Origin of the sequence: Undibacterium sp. WLX3042, from assembly GCF_049544825.1 — a bacterium.
GTDB lineage: Bacteria > Pseudomonadota > Gammaproteobacteria > Burkholderiales > Burkholderiaceae_D > Undibacterium.
Window position 1 is genome coordinate 751544 of the sequence record NZ_CP186698.1, and the last position, 15342, is coordinate 766885.

At 52.5% G+C, this 15342-nt stretch carries 15 protein-coding genes; 3 read left to right on the top strand and 12 right to left on the bottom strand.

Annotation, left to right across the window (positions count from 1 at the left end):
- Positions 1 to 15: 15 nt before the first annotated feature.
- From ACPAOP_RS03410 to ACPAOP_RS03435, 6 genes are all read right to left on the bottom strand, one after another.
- Positions 16 to 354 (bottom strand): hypothetical protein, encoded by a 339-nt coding sequence (locus ACPAOP_RS03410; protein ID WP_423681190.1) that lies wholly within the window; start codon positions 352 to 354, stop codon positions 16 to 18.
- Between the two features lie 462 nt (positions 355 to 816).
- A complete protein-coding gene (gene arsA, locus ACPAOP_RS03415; protein WP_423709341.1) occupies positions 817 to 2595 on the bottom strand; it encodes an arsenical pump-driving ATPase in 1779 nt (592 codons plus the stop codon).
- 63 nt (positions 2596 to 2658) lie between these two features.
- Positions 2659 to 3414 carry an arsenical resistance protein ArsH gene (gene arsH / locus ACPAOP_RS03420; protein WP_423709342.1) on the bottom strand — a complete coding sequence of 252 codons (756 nt, stop codon included), beginning with the start codon at positions 3412 to 3414 and terminating at the stop codon, positions 2659 to 2661.
- 31 nt (positions 3415 to 3445) lie between these two features.
- Positions 3446 to 4726 (bottom strand): arsenic transporter, encoded by a 1281-nt coding sequence (locus ACPAOP_RS03425; RefSeq protein ID WP_423709343.1) that lies wholly within the window; start codon positions 4724 to 4726, stop codon positions 3446 to 3448.
- 59 nt (positions 4727 to 4785) lie between these two features.
- Entirely contained in the window at positions 4786 to 5286 is a 501-nt protein-coding gene (locus ACPAOP_RS03430; RefSeq protein ID WP_423709344.1) for an arsenate reductase ArsC, read from the bottom strand.
- A gap of 80 nt (positions 5287 to 5366) precedes the next feature.
- The gene (locus ACPAOP_RS03435) at positions 5367 to 5726 is read right to left on the bottom strand and encodes an ArsR/SmtB family transcription factor (RefSeq protein WP_423681196.1); all 360 of its coding nucleotides are present in this window, start codon (positions 5724 to 5726) and stop codon (positions 5367 to 5369) included.
- A 56-nt stretch (positions 5727 to 5782) separates the two neighbouring features.
- On the opposite strand from ACPAOP_RS03435, the gene ACPAOP_RS03440 reads away from it, so the two are divergent.
- The gene (locus tag ACPAOP_RS03440) at positions 5783 to 5974 is read left to right on the top strand and encodes a hypothetical protein (protein ID WP_423709345.1); all 192 of its coding nucleotides are present in this window, start codon (positions 5783 to 5785) and stop codon (positions 5972 to 5974) included.
- Between the two features lie 119 nt (positions 5975 to 6093).
- On the opposite strand, the gene ACPAOP_RS03445 is transcribed toward ACPAOP_RS03440, so the two are convergent.
- Complete coding sequence (locus tag ACPAOP_RS03445; RefSeq protein ID WP_423709346.1) at positions 6094 to 6672, bottom strand: L,D-transpeptidase family protein; 579 nt, start codon at positions 6670 to 6672, stop codon at positions 6094 to 6096.
- Between the two features lie 246 nt (positions 6673 to 6918).
- Here ACPAOP_RS03445 and murQ point away from each other — a divergent pair, with 246 nt between their 5' ends.
- Positions 6919 to 7806 carry an N-acetylmuramic acid 6-phosphate etherase gene (gene murQ, locus ACPAOP_RS03450; protein WP_423709347.1) on the top strand — a complete coding sequence of 296 codons (888 nt, stop codon included), beginning with the start codon at positions 6919 to 6921 and terminating at the stop codon, positions 7804 to 7806.
- Between the two features lie 59 nt (positions 7807 to 7865).
- Positions 7866 to 8774 carry a LysR family transcriptional regulator gene (locus tag ACPAOP_RS03455; RefSeq protein WP_423681199.1) on the top strand — a complete coding sequence of 303 codons (909 nt, stop codon included), beginning with the start codon at positions 7866 to 7868 and terminating at the stop codon, positions 8772 to 8774.
- A 1-nt stretch (position 8775) separates the two neighbouring features.
- Here ACPAOP_RS03455 and ACPAOP_RS03460 read toward each other — a convergent pair whose 3' ends face one another.
- The 5 genes from ACPAOP_RS03460 to ACPAOP_RS03480 form a co-directional block, all read right to left on the bottom strand.
- Positions 8776 to 10188 carry a serine hydrolase domain-containing protein gene (locus ACPAOP_RS03460; RefSeq protein WP_423709348.1) on the bottom strand — a complete coding sequence of 471 codons (1413 nt, stop codon included), beginning with the start codon at positions 10186 to 10188 and terminating at the stop codon, positions 8776 to 8778.
- A 2-nt stretch (positions 10189 to 10190) separates the two neighbouring features.
- The gene (locus tag ACPAOP_RS03465) at positions 10191 to 10790 is read right to left on the bottom strand and encodes a M15 family metallopeptidase (RefSeq protein ID WP_423681202.1); all 600 of its coding nucleotides are present in this window, start codon (positions 10788 to 10790) and stop codon (positions 10191 to 10193) included.
- Between the two features lie 158 nt (positions 10791 to 10948).
- The gene (locus ACPAOP_RS03470) at positions 10949 to 12757 is read right to left on the bottom strand and encodes an ABC transporter substrate-binding protein (RefSeq protein WP_423709349.1); all 1809 of its coding nucleotides are present in this window, start codon (positions 12755 to 12757) and stop codon (positions 10949 to 10951) included.
- Positions 12754 to 13740 (bottom strand): succinylglutamate desuccinylase/aspartoacylase family protein, encoded by a 987-nt coding sequence (locus ACPAOP_RS03475; RefSeq protein WP_423709350.1) that lies wholly within the window; start codon positions 13738 to 13740, stop codon positions 12754 to 12756. The genes ACPAOP_RS03470 and ACPAOP_RS03475 overlap by 4 nt, the downstream gene beginning before the upstream one ends.
- Before the next feature lie 132 nt (positions 13741 to 13872).
- A complete protein-coding gene (locus ACPAOP_RS03480) occupies positions 13873 to 15168 on the bottom strand; it encodes an AmpG family muropeptide MFS transporter (protein WP_423709351.1) in 1296 nt (431 codons plus the stop codon).
- Positions 15169 to 15342: the final 174 nt, after the last annotated feature.

Consider the following 15342-nt stretch of genomic DNA (forward strand, 5'->3'; position numbering starts at 1 on the left):
TTGGTGGCTTGGCTTCTATTCAGGATTACCTTCGCACATAAACTCACAAAATTCAGCCAGCTTTTCTGTGGCGCGTTCCAATTCCTCTTTTTCTTTTTGGCGCAATACCTGGACTTTTTCCGGATCGGTTTCTTTTGCGATCTCTTCACGGATTTTGTTTAGCTTCCCACCAAACTTAGGCTGCGTTAATCCTCTTTCATTGCAAAGCTGTGTGCATTCAGCGCGAGGACGTGCCTTCTTCAATGTCTGCGCAAAACTTGTTGTCCCGACTAGTGCCGCGACGATGAGAACGAGCAGATGACTTTTTTTTATATCCATTTTTATCAATGATCCACTTAATTTACTTAAGGACATCTTTTCCTTCGAACAAACCTCATATCTCTTATGTCAATTGCAGAAAGAAAATTCTATTTATTCCAATTACTTTACGTATTACATTAAAGATAAAGTATTGTTTAGATAATACTTTGTTGCAACTCTTTTTACATTCTTGTTTTAATCGAAATAAATACGTCTATTGGTTAGCCGCAAACCGCCCTGCCGAATCAGCACCAAGTGTTATTAGCGTTTTGAGATTGATGACATAATCGATATTCAACGGTGTCTTACCGTTGAGTGAATCGGGTGGGAATTGCTTCTTGTTTCGCTGATCTACAATTCCGTTCGTGCTGTAACCTCCTGCAAGCACGCGTGACCGCCCCACCCGGCCGCTCATTCACCTTGCTGGCGAATTGCAAGTTCAAGTAATTCCGGTTGTACTGACAAAAAAATCCCCGGCAGTGATGTCGGGGATTTTTTATCAGGGGCAGAAATACTTCACTTCGCATTCAGCAGTTTTGTCAGTTTGTCGATACCGACCGGCTCTTCCGCCTGCAAAGGAATAATCGCCCAGCGCTGGCTGTGTTGATCTGCGACCAGGCGGATTTGTTGCAATTCATTTTTTGCCCTTTGCTGCAACAAGCGCGATTGCGGCTGCGCCATCGCCAGGCTGTTGTTGATGACCCATGCCCACGGCTCAATACCGGCGCGGCGTAAGTCATTCTGCAGGCCAGCGGCTTCCAGCACTGGTGTGGTTTCTGCCAGTGTCACGATCACGATTTTCGTTTGTTGCGGGTCCTGCAATTGCATCATCGGTGTTGTGTAATGTACGCCGGTATGCGCCATCTGCCGTTCGATTTCGCGATGATAGGCACCGGTGGTATCGAGCAGCAATAAGGTATGGCCGGTCGGTGCGGTATCCATCACCACAAATTTTTTCCCGGCTTCGCGGATGACGCGTGAAAACGCCTGGAACACGGCGATCTCTTCGGTGCATGGCGAGCGTAAATCTTCTTCCAGCAAGGCTTTTCCCTGTGAATCAAGGTGCTTGCCTTTGCTCGCCATCACTTCCTGACGATAACGCGCTGTTTCGGCAACAGGATCAATCCGGCTGACGCTCAGATCCGGCAGGCTGCCTTCCAGTGTTTCAAGCAGATGCGCAGCAGGGTCAGAGGTTGTCAGATGCACCGGAAAACCGCGTTGCGCGAGGGCGATGGCGATCGCCGCAGCAACTGTGGTTTTACCGACGCCACCTTTGCCCATCGTCATGATCAGGCCATGCCCGCTGCCTGCCAGCCCATCGACCAGCGTCGCCAGCGATGGCGCATCAGTCAGGGCAGGCAATGTTTGCGTTGCGGATGGATCAGCGGCATTAGCACCAACAACCGCGGTAGAGGCTGTCAGCAAATGGCGCAAGGAATCAAGCCCGACCAGATTAAATGCGCGCAACGGAATATGATCTGTCGGCAAGCCGCGTAATACCTCGGGCATAGTTGTCAATGCTGCCTGCTCGCGTTTCCAGACGGCGCGCGCCAGCGCATCGCCTTGTGTTTCTGCTTCCGGCAACACGCCATTGATGATCAGATATTGTTGATGAAAACCGATGGCAGCCAGCTCGTCATGTGTGCGGGCGGCTTCCTTCAGGCTGGAATGCTGGGCACGTGCCACCAGCACCATGCGGGTACGTGCGGGGTCGGCTAAGGTCTGCACGGCTTCATGGTATTTTTCACGCTGCTTGCCCAGACCTGCCAGCGGCCCGAGGCAAGAGGCATCGCCTTTACCCTCTTCCAGAAAGCCCGACCAGGCACCGGGCAGTTGCAACATGCGTATTGTGTGCCCGGTTGGCGCGGTATCAAAAATGATGTGATCGTAATCGTGCAGCATCTGCGGATTGGTCAGCAGCCCGGTGAACTCATCAAATGCGGCAATTTCTGTGGTGCAGGCACCGGATAATTGTTCCTCCATCGCTTTGATCACCACCTCGGGCAGGGTGCCGCGCGCAGGTGTGACGATGCGGTCGCGGTACAGTTGTGCTGCCGCTTGCGGATCAATTTCCAGTGCAGACAGATTGGCAACCGACTCCACCGCTCTGATGCTGTTACCGATACGGATGCCGAATACCTGACCGACATTCGATGCCGGGTCGGTGCTGACCAGCAATACGCGTCGTCCCTGATCGGCAAGCCAGACGGCAGTGGCGCAAGCGACCGAGGTTTTGCCGACGCCGCCTTTACCGGTAAAGAATAAAAATTTCGGCGTATGGTCCAGAAAAAGCATATTCATTCCTTTTATAAAAACGGTATAAGGCTGTTACCCGGCAACGACTCAGTTAAGCACGAATCAGGCTTTGGCGATGATCTTGTTGGCGGCGTTCAATGCATCCTGTTTGCGTTCACTGTAACGGCTGGTCAGGTAATCGCTGCGACCACGTAGCAGCAAGGTGAACTTAAATAATTCTTCCATCACATCCACCAGCCGGTCGTAATACGGTGATGGTTTCATGCGTCCGGCCTCATCAAATTCTTCATAGGCTTTCGGCACCGATGACTGATTCGGTATCGTGAACATGCGCATCCAGCGTCCCAGCAGACGCAGCGTGTTGACGGTATTAAACGACTGCGAGCCGCCACATACCTGCATCACTGCCAGTGTACGCCCCTGGCTGGGGCGTATCGCACCTTGTTCGAGAGGAATCCAGTCGATCTGATTTTTCAGCACCGCCGTGATCGCGCCATGACGTTCAGGGCTGCACCAGACCTGCCCTTCCGACCACAAACAACTCTCGCGCAATTCCACGACCTTGGGATGCGTTTCCGGCACACTGCCGACCAGAGGCAAATCATGCGGATTAAAAATTCTGACTTCCGCGCCCATGTGTTGCAGCAGGCGCGCCGCTTCCTCGACCAGCAAGCGACTGAACGAGCGTTCACGCAGCGAGCCATACATCAGCAGTATCCGTGGCGGATGCTCAAAACCCGCCACCGGTGCGAGTTTCGCGGCATCAGGAATATCCATGTGTGCCATCTGTACGTTCGGCAGATCATGCGTTAAATTTTGGGCCAACTCATTGACGAATTTACCTGCCACATCAGTCATGCTTTACTCCTTTTCGTTGATAGCGCCGGTGTCAGCTTAGACGTAATGCCAGCGCGGCCAGTGTCAGCAACAGCACCGGCAAGGTCAGAACGATACCCAGCCTGAAATAATAGCCCCAGGAAATCGTGATATTTTTGTTTGCCAGCACGTGTAACCACAACAATGTGGCGAGGCTGCCGATAGGCGTGATTTTCGGGCCGAGATCGCAGCCGATCACATTCGCATAAATCATGGCTTCGCGCACCGCATTGTTTGCCACGGCGGCATCAATCGACAAAGCGCCGATCAGCACGGTCGGCATGTTGTTCATGATCGAAGACAAAAATGCGCTGAGTAATCCTGTGCCTAGCGCCGCGCCCCAGACACCATGTTCGGCAAAATAATTGAGCACGCCACTGAGTTGATTCGTCAATCCGGCATTGCGCAAACCGTACACCACCAGATACATGCCCAGCGAAAAAATCACGATCTGCCACGGCGCATTTCGGACGACATCACGGGTGTTAATCACCCCGGCGCGCGTAGCGACGCCCAGCAACACCGCCGCCCCCGCTGCTGCGACCACACTGACGGGAACACCCATGCCGTCCAACCAGAAAAAACCGAGCAACAGCCAACCCAGCACCCACCAGCCCGTATTGAATGTGGCGCGGTCACGAATCGCCAGCGCAGGTTGGCGCAGTTGTTGCACCTCATAATCGGCAGGCAAGTCGCGCCGGAAAAACAGCAGCAACACCGCGATCGTGGCCGCGACCGATACCAGATTCACCGGCAGCATCACCGATGAATAGGCGGCAAAGCCCAGCTTGAAATAATCAGCCGAGACGATGTTCACCAGATTCGATACCACCAGCGGCAGACTGCCGGTGTCGGCGATGAAACCCGCCGCCATCACGAAGGCCAGCGTGGCTTGCGGTGAAAACCGTAGTTCCAGCAGCATCGCAATCACGATCGGCGTCAGGATCAGCGCCGCGCCATCATTCGCAAATAAAGCGGCGACCACGGCACCGAGTAACAGCAGCAACACAAATAATTTGCGGCCGCTGCCACCGCCCCAGCGCGCCACATGCAATGCCGCCCACTCAAAGAAACCCGCTTTATCCAGCAACAGACTAATGATGATGACCGCGATAAATGTGGCCGTTGCATTCCAGACGATATGCCACACCAGCGGAATATCCGATAACTGTATGACCCCGGCCAGCAAGGCCAGCAACGCGCCGCCAGCCGCGCTCCAGCCTATGCCCAGACCGCGCGGCTGCCAGATGACAAAGGTCAGTGTCAGCAAAAAAATCAGGATAGCAATCAGCACGACATGCGCCCCATTTCAGAAATGAATTTGATGTACTGCGAGATCATCAGATGGACGCATCAGTTGAGCTGATCTCTGATCGCTTTAAGTTCCTGATGAATGGTATTTTTTTCCAGTATGTGCGCAGGGAGCGAGACGAAGCTATTGATGCAAGACATAATTTCGCGGAATACCTTATGAAATGCCGCACGCTTTGCTTCATCGCTGCCAGTCACTGCAGCCGGATCTTCAAAACCCCAGTGCGTCGTTACCGGACGACCGGGCCAGACCGGGCAGACTTCACCGGCGGCGTTATCGCAGACGGTGATGATGAAATCCATCACCGGCGCATCGGCCGCTGCGAACTCGTCCCAGCTTTTGCTGCGTAAAGCAGTCAGCGGATAGTCTGTCGTCTGAATCTGCTCTATCGCCAGCGGATTAACCGTACCGGTGGGAAAACTACCGGTAGAATAGCCCTTGAAACGCCCCTGCCCCATCGTCGTCATCAGGGCTTCCGCCATGATGCTGCGCGCAGAGTTACCGGTGCAAAGAAACAGTACGTTGTACACTTTATCAGTCATTTTTGTCTCGATTCATTGGTGGAAAGGAATTGCAAGGATAAGGAATTACAAAGAAAACCAGTGTTCACAGCAGCTGCTTACTACGCTTTACACGGAGCCTGATCCGCCAAGTGACTACCCGCCAGGCTGCCTGTCTGCAATGCAGGCAAACAAGCCTGACCGTTGCAACAGCTGTCACTCAGAAATGCCAGCAAATCATTCATGGTACTGAAATTGGCGGCGTAAATAATAAAACGCCCATCCTGACGCGCCGAAATCAGATCAGCATTACTGAGTTCTTTGAGATGAAATGACAATGACGAAGCCGGAATCGCCAGCTCTTCCGCGATTTTGCTGGCTGCCAAACCTTCAGGGCCAACCCGCACCAGCAGGCGAAACACCGCCAGCCGCGACTCTTGCGCCAACGCCGCTAATGCGCTGATTGCTTGTTTATTTTCCATAGGCGGACTCCGGTTCAGGCTTATTTCTATATTTCGACAATTATCGAATTATAGAAATGAAAGCGAAACTTTGGCAACAGGAATTTGTGATTCCTCATGTCCGGCGTGTGCAAAACCGACAGCCCAGTCAATATTGGTACGTATCAGCCAACGCAGCCAATATCCGCCTTGAAAAAAAGCATGAAAACAGCCCTAAAATAAGCACTTTTCGGGGAGTATCTGGCGATTTTGCCTTTATGTCCTTATAAATAAAGGGCTTTAAAAAATACTCCCCCCAGTATATTTATGCGTCCAGAGGCATGAAAATCGACTTTTCCAGCCTCTTTAGCCCGCGACTTCCAACCAGATTCATATTCCGCGTCTGTGCTTATTTTTGCGACTGCAGATCCAATTCAGTTTCAGCAACAAAGACTTCTGCACCGACGCCAACCTTGTCGAACAATTCGACGATATCGGCAGAGCGCATGCGTATGCAACCATAACTGGCGGGATTGCCGAGCAGGCTTTCCTGCGGCGTGCCGTGAATGTAGATGTAGCGCTGATACGCATGCTGATTGCGCTCTTCTGTGCCGCGTAACCAGAGTATGCGGGTCACCACCGGGTCGCGCCCGGGCGCATCAATCGCAACGATTTCGCCGGTCGGCACACGATCTTTGAACGCGGTGCCGATGGGCATACCGGCACCGAATTTTTCAGCAATTTCCATTTTGCCACCCGGTGTCATGTAACTATCGGGCAAATCGCCAATACCCCGCTTCGCAGTTGAAATGGTATAAGTGGCGATGAGCTTGCCGTTATCGAATAAGCGCATTTTCTGTTCCGGCACAGACACGACGATGCGGTGTTGCATATCTTTTGGCGTCTGCGCAGTATTCAGCAAAGACTGGCAGCCGGATAAGAATAAAGTCAGCAGCAAAAAGAGGAAGGCGAACAGTCGTTTTTTCATGTGGCAGAGATGTCAGATGTTATGTCATGGCCTGCTAAACAGGGCAGGCTTAAAAAGCCAGTTGATAGCGCCGGATTATGATGCAAGAAACAAAGTGCATGAGTGGCAGAATAAGCACAGGCAGCCATGCTGGCAAATACCAGTTCGCCAGCAGCACATTACCTGCGGTTATGACTGCGCGATCAGCTTTCATTTGTGAGCAGCGCTAGTCCTCTGTAAGTTCAATAGCATCGTGGAGAAATGATCATGTTGAACACCGAAACACCGAATGTCTTACATACCGAGCTGGATACCTATGCGACGGCAGATCTGGCCGCCGCATTGATCGACGATCAGTTCATTGCGGTGCAGGCGGTGCGCGCTGCTGCACCACAGATCGCCGCAGCGATAGATGCGGCACTGCCACGTATAGAAGCGGGCGGGCGTCTGGTGTATGTCGGTGCAGGCACATCGGGGCGGCTCGGTGTGCTCGATGGCGTGGAATTATTACCGACCTTTTCGTGGCCGGATGAACGGGCGATTTCGCTGATCGCTGGTGGCAAACAGGCGATGTTCGTCGCCGTCGAAGGTGCAGAGGATAATACAGAACAAGGCGCGATCGACATTCGTGAGCTGCATCTGAATCAGCATGATGTGGTGTTGCTGATCGCGGCATCGGGTGCCACGCCGTATGTGCTGGGCGCGTTGCAGGCAGCGCGTGCCAGTGGCGCATTAACCGTGGGCTTCGCCAATAATCCTGATGCGCCGGTGACCCGATGCGCAGACGTCGGCATCACACTCAACACCGGCAGTGAAATCATTTCCGGCAGCACAAGGCTGAAAGCCGGTACCTCGCAAAAGATTGCGCTGAATACTTTTTCCAGCGGGCTGATGGTGAAACTGCATAAGGTTTACGGCAATCTGATGGTGGATGTGAAACCGACCAATATCAAACTACTGCGGCGTACGGTCAGCCTGACCATGCATGCAACCGGCAAAGATGAACAGACCTGTCGCAAAGTGCTGGAAGAATGTGACTTCCACGTCAAGACTGCGATCGTGGCGATACGCAACAAGCTCAGTGTGGCTGACGCTGAAAAACTGTTGTCGCTCTGTCAGGGTGACGTTCGAAAAGCGCTCGAAGCTGCCGAATAAACTCCTTCTGCGGTTACAATCGCAGGGTACAAACGGGTAACGGTAACAGGTCAACACTCATGCGATTGCGTCACATAGAAGTTTTTCATGCGATTATGCAGGCCGGCACGATCAGCGGTGCCGCACAATTACTCAGTATTTCCCAGCCCGCAGCAACCAAGGTCTTGCAACATTGTGAATTGCAGCTCGGCCTGAAATTGTTCGAGCGTATCAAAGGAAAATTGCATCCGACACCGGAAGCGCACAAGCTGTTTGCCGAAGTCGATAAACTGAATCGCGATCTGCAATCGGTACGCCGTCTCGCCAATAATCTGAAAAATCATCCGGATGAGGCCGTCCGGCTGGCATCGACACCGACCTTATCGATCACGGTCGTGCCAGCTGCACTGGCCGCCTGGCGCAAAAAATTCCCGCAAGTGCACTGTACTTTATCAACGCACCATACCAGCGATATGGTGAATGCGCTGCTGCTTGGCGACGTTGATTTTGCTTTGTCTTTGTATGACCCATGCCATCCGAATCTGGCATCGGAACCGCTGGTACGCGGCAGTATGACGGCAATTGCACCGATAGGCAGCTGGGCAAAAAAACTCGACAACACGCCTTTGCACGTCGCTGATTTACCCAAAAATCTGATCGCGCTGGATCTGGATGATCATCTGGTCAGTCGTGTGATGGACGCCTGCGAAGAACTCGGCATCAGCTTTACTTCTTACACCGAAGTGCAGACCTATGTGCTGGCGCGCACGCTGGTGGAGTTTGGTGCCGGTGCCGCAGTGATCGATCCGTTCACAGCCGCGACCGCTAATCACGATAAAGTGCAATGCCGCCCACTGCTACCGAATGTGCCGGTGGATCTATATTTACTCACCAAAAAATCGACACCATTGTCGCGCTCTGCCCGGGCGTTTGTTGATTGCGTACAAGCGGCGGCCGCTGAATTTATCGCCAGAACCAGCAAGGAATAATTCAGCGAAGCTGTTTTGCCAGCGCGGTCATGATTTGTTCCTGCCACAAACTGAGGCTGGAATACTCACCGGTGTTTTTATCCGGATCGGCACCAGTGCCGCCGATCAGATAAATCATACCGTTACGGATTTGCGGGTCGAACACAAAACCTGACTCCAGACCGTAGGCAAATCCCAGATGACCAACACCGGTGAATCCATGTCCGCCGGACGTGACAGGTGGCGTAAGACGATCGCCATGATGCGCTGCGCTCGTATCGGTGAATACCTGAAACCCCAGCGCCCAGGACTGAAACATGCCCTGATAATCATCGCCATTCTGCAATGTTGCATCGTAGCGCCACTGTGGTGTTAATAACGCCCGCACACTGGCTGGCTGCAATACACGTACGCCATCAAGCTCGCCCTCGCGCATCAGCATCTGCATCAAGCGGCCGAGACCGCGCGCGCTGATACGCAAGCCGCCCTGCGGGCTGAATAAAGTGGCATTCCAGCCTGGACGATACGTCGCCAGATATGTGCGCTTCGGCACGCCTTGCTGATGATAATCATCGACCTGAGGCTGCCATGCAAGTGCTGTATCCCAGACATCATTTTTCTGTTTGCGGTACAAGGTGGCGAGATTACTCAGCTCTGCCGAATTCAGATTTTCCGGATGAAAACTACCGCTGATATGCAGCGGTTGCAAAATCAATTCCTGCATCAGTACATCGAAACGTTGTCCTGAGACCGCTTCCATGACCGAGCCGATCACACCCCAGTTCAGATTCACATAACTAAAGTAGCTTCCCGGTGCATAATTTTTGTTGCTCGCATCCGGTCTGGCCCAGACCACGGCGGGTGTTGCAGATTTATCTGCTGCCTGCAAAACGCTTTGCAGCGAAACATTCGCCGGGAAATTATAGCCACCATCATCGCGCAAGGACGAAGTATGACTCAGCAACATGCGCAGCGTAATCGCGACATCGGGATAGTAAGTATTTCTGAGGGTGTAACCAAGATAGCGGCTGACATCGGTATCGAGCGTGAGCTTGCCTTGCTCAACCAGACGCATCAGCCCCAATGCCGTCACCATCTTGGATACCGATGCGACACGGAATAAAGTGTCGGCATTCACCGGCAAGCTGGCGGTGGCCTCAGCGGCAATATATCGTTTGCCGAACTGCTGTTCATAAACGACACTGCCGTCACGGATAGCAATCACGGATAAACTTGCGAGTGGCCGTTGCGGCTGACTGACAATCGCTTGTAGTTGCTGATCGGTCGTCGTTTTCATGGATGACACTGAGGACGCTGGCTGCATCGTTTTTGCCTTGTTCAGCGGTGCGGACGGGGTCGCTGCCGGCACTTCAGCAATGAAAAACAGCGTCAGCGCAAGACTGAGAGTGACGCAGGAAACGCGCTGCGCAAACATGCTCAGTCTATCCGCAGATAAGTCTGACGGACGACCGCCGGATCACCGAAATTGAAATGCCACCATTCGCTGTTGATCCCTCTGAAACCCGCATGAAACATGGCTTGTCGCAGTATCTCGCGATTGCTGCGCTGCTGCGCGGTAATTTGTCCGGCCGCGAGCATTTTTTCTTCCAGCGCCGGATGCGATTTTTCTGCCATTTCATCGAAGCCGCTGCCCATATCGATTTCTTTGCCTTGCGGATCAAGGATAGTCACATCCACCGCCATGCCAAACGAATGAATAGAACCGCGCGCAGGGTCAGCCACATACATTTGTAAAGGTGTGCCATCGAGATGCGCCCACAACATTTCCTGTACACGGTGCGGGCGCAAAGCGTCCAGCACAATAATCCGGTAACCCGGATGCTGCTCCGCAAGATAGTGTGCCGCCTGCTCCAGCGCTGCTGCGGCTTCCCTGTGCAGCCACGCGCAATCAAGATCGCCATACAAGTCGCGTCCGACAAAATTATCGGCACCGACATAGCGCAGATCAACTGCAATGCCCTCTATCGCAGAAAGACGACGGAAGTCAGGGTGATCAGCAATCAATTCACAACGCATGTACGACTTCTCCAGATAATCAGACAACAACCAGAACTCTTTTCAGTTTGTCAGAATAGAGTTTGCTCTCGCTGTCTTCCAATGAAACTTTACTTGTCACGTATAACCGTAACTCATTATTTGATATGCGCCCTTAACGGTGGCGCATGCGCCTGTATTTATCGCTTCGCGTTTTGTTTCGCATCCGGCGCGATATCAAGATAACGCCAGTTCGTAAAATCGACCGGATGGCGCTGATAATGCAGTACCCACGGCTGTCGTATATCAGCGGATAAAGGATGCACCCGTGGTATCCACGGGTTATAGGCATGCATCAGCAAGGCCATTTGACGGTATAACGCGCGCCGTTCCGGCGTGTCCGTCATCGACAGCGATTTTTCATACAACTGATTAAATGCAGGCAAATTAAAGCGCGAATAATTTGCCCGCCCGATATTGGCGCCATACAGCAATTGGTAAAAATTTTCGCCGTCAGGAAAATCCGCAACCCAGTTTGCCTCAGTCATCTGCACCTGCCCCAGACGGGAAGCGCGCAAGATTTCTGAATGTTTATCGGTTTTAAAACTAATACGTATGCCGATCGCATCCATGGTCTTGCGCCAGACTTCATCGCGCAGACGCCCGGTGGTATTGGCCTGACTATGCATCACCAGATGCAAAGGCTGCCCGTCCGGTAAACGGCGATAGCCGTCCGCACCGCGCTGATAGGAAAAACGATCAAGCAAAGCATTCGCCAGCGCAGTATCGTAAGGCACCGGGCTCTTGAAGCCGGCATCGTAGCCAAGCACGTTCGGTGGCAACGGTGACTGCGCGGGAATCGCCAGACCTTTTTCCATCAGGCTGATATCTTCGCGGCTGTTATAACTCATCGCAATTGCGCGCCTTAACGCAATTTTTTCGTGGCTATATCCTCCGATAACAGGATCATCCATATTCATCCAGACATAGTAGGTCTGCAACGGAGAGAATAAAGACAGCTGCACACCTTGCTGTTGCAGATCAGGTTTCAGTTTACCGTCTTTCATGACCATGTCTGCCAATGGTGGCGGCACCTGTTCCAGCGTATCAAATTCGCGATTCAGGAAGCCCAGCACACGCGCCTGCTGCTCTTCAACGATCGCAATCGTGACGCGCGACACCAGGGGAATAGTCCGTCCTTTCAAGTCTGCCGCGATCTGCTGTGCTACGCTGTCCTTGCCTGCCTCGCCATCAAACACTACCTTGCGATAGTCAGGATTGGCATTCAGTACCAGACGAAAACTACGCTGCCATTCACCCAGCATAAACGGCCCGGTACCAACAGGATGATTGCCCGCCTGATTGCCGTAGCTCTCGATCACTTCTCTGGCAACTGCAGATGTGGCCGTGGTCGCCAGAATAAACAAAAAATTGTTATCGGGCGCATTCAGTCGTATGCGTAAGGTATAACGATCCAATGCCTGCAGGCCAGGAATGGCGGCATTGCTATCGAATTTCCAGCTGGATGCGGCTTGCAGATTGCGCAGTTTTTCGTCGCCCAGCAACTTACCTTCAAACATGAATAACCACGGCGATTTCAGCGCAGGATCGTACAAGCGGCGTATGCTGTACACATAATCATCAGCGGTTAATTCGCGTACTTTGCCTTTGAACGCCGGGTCGGGTGTGAAATGGATGCCGGATTGCAAATGCAGTGTATAAGTCTTGCCGCCATCGCTGATTTCCGGCATCGCCTTGAGAGTATTCGGCTTCAATTTGACCGGGCGCGCCAGATAATCGTAGCGCAGCATAGGTTCAAAAATATTCTCATTAATGCTGAGCGTGGCAATATCGGAAGCAACAGCCGGATCGAGAGCGCTTTCGGGCGTCGTCAGCAAAACATTCAAGGTTTTGCCTGCACTTACCGATGTTGAGTGCGCATTTAGCACCAGCAACGACAACGCTACTAATATGAACAGACGAGACAACCAGGGCATCGCTAACCTCATGCGTTTTCTTCCTGAATCCTGTCGCTGTAACGGGTGATATAAAACCATTCCTCGCCACAATGCGCACCGGCATCCGGAAAAATCATACGGCCATCCATTTCCGCTCTGACCTCGCTGCCATCATGACGGAGGCCGATCAGATCACCTTTTTTTACTTCGTCAAAACTGCGCCACTCACGAATGAAATGATCGTCGTCGTGCAGCTTGTCGATCACATCATAGATACGTAGGGTTTCAATTTCTTTGACAGCAGCAGGTGCTGTTCCGGCAATGATACCGAGATGCGTCAGCGTATTGATAATCGCGCGGTACGCGACTTCCGGTGCCTGCGGGTCGAGATGCTGACCGCATTCCAGCGTGACTGCATAACCGCCGACGGAACGCATATATTCGGTAGTGCCGACACCGAACTGGGTATTCGCATTCGCCAGCATTCTGGCATCCGCATCCGGCCCCAGCCTTTGCTGACGGCGGGCGACACCGCGCGCATAAGTGCTGAGCCAGCCATCCACCATGCGATGCACTCCCAGACGCCGCGCCATCGCCAGCTCGGCTTCTGCATGCCGGAAAGGTTCGATATCGCCATTATTATTTTCCGGCCCGACCAGAACGAAAGCCTCGCCTTCGCCGCGGAAAGAATGCAGGTCGAGTAAAACATCGTGCTCCGCCAGTAAAGGGCACAACCAGTTGGCAACATGATCCTCAAACTCCACTGGCGTTGCCGTTGGCAACAAGCGGCGGTTCAGATTGCGGTCGCCCTGTCTTTCGCCGCGCTGATAAGCCAGCGGATTTGTGACCGGTACGAAAGTCACACAACCGGACACGATCTGAATGATGCCAGCGTCGATTTCAGCAATCACGCGCCGTATCGCCAGCGTGCCGCAAATCTCGTTACCGTGTACCGCACCGGTAATGATGATGCGTGGTCCGGCAAGCGTGGACTGATAGCGCTGACTGTTAAAAAACAAATGTTGCGAACTCATACTTTTACTCATTTCAGACTAAAACAACGCTGTATTTTTATTTATTACTTCTTGCTTATAGGACTGACGCAAAATTGCCCTGACACGGAACCATAACGCCGCTGGAGCGGTTTTGCGTCATTCCCTTACTTATTACTTCTTGCCAAATTCGGGATCAACCTTAATCAGGGCAGTCACAATAAAGGTCGGGATCGCGGCAAGACAAATCCATACAAAGAAATTCGCGTATCCCAGCGTTGCCTGCAACCAGCCACTGAACATACCGGGCAGCATCATGCTCATCGCCATGAACCCGGTACAGATTGCATAATGCGCCGTCTTGTGTTCACCATCGGCAATCATGATCATATACAGCACATAAGCGGTGAAACCGAAGCCATAGCCCATTTGCTCTATCGCCACGGCGGCACCGACCAGATAAATATTTTGTGGCTGTACGAATGCCAGATAGACATACACGATATGCGGCACGTTGATTGCCAGCGCCATCGGCCACAGACAACGCTTTAGGCCATAAATTGAAATCAGCGCACCACCGGCGAGGCCGCCCAGCGTCAGCGCGATCATGCCGCCGGTACCGTAAACGATACCAACCGCCTGCGTCGATAAACCCAGCCCGCCTTTATCCAGACTATCGAGCAAAAACGGCGGCGCCATTTTGACTAACTGAGCCTCGCCGAAGCGATACAGCAACAGGAAAGCAATCGTCAGCAGAATATTTTTTTTCTTAATGAATTTGCCGAAAATCGTAAAAAACGTCGCGACCACCTGATTCGGATCACCCTGCGCGTGATCGCTGTCGGGTCTGGGCAAAGCCCATTTGTGATACAGCGACAGGCTTACAAACATCGTCGCCAGCACGCCGAACACGACCATCCAGCCAAAGGCGACATTGCCGGTCAGATCTCTCAGCGTACCGGCAAGATAGACCAGCGCACCCTGTCCCGTCAGCATAGAAAAACGGAAAAACATACTGCGCACACCGACGAATGCCGCTTGCTGATGCTGTTCCAGCGCCAGCATATAAAAGCCATCACTGCTGATGTCATGCGTGGCGGCACCGAATGCCAGCAACCAGAACACCAACAGGGTCATCTGAAAAAAACTGCTCATCGGTATCGTGAATGCGACCAGCCCAAATAACGCTCCGATCACCAGCTCCAGTGTAATCACCCAGAAGCGTTTGGTCTTAAACATGTCCACAAACGGCGACCATAAGGGCTTGATCACAAAGGGCAGATATAACCAGCTGGTGTATAGCGCGATATCCGCATTGGAAATACCCATATTCTTGTACATAATGACGGACAAGGTCATCACAACCACATAGGGAATGCCCTGACTGAAATACAATGACGGTATCCAGCGCCAGGCACCGGTGGCAGGTGTTTGTTCAGTATCAGGAGAGGTTGTGACGTCTTTGGTCATCGTGTGAATTTTTCTTAGTGAACTACTGCAATTACATCTTCCCAGCAAAATTACTGGAAAACGATTGAATTTTTACGCTTTGCTCATAGAGTAAAGTTATACACTGGCTTTATCTTTTCATTTTCTGCCTGTCGTAAAAGCGACCTATGATAAACGAAGCAAATACCGATGAGT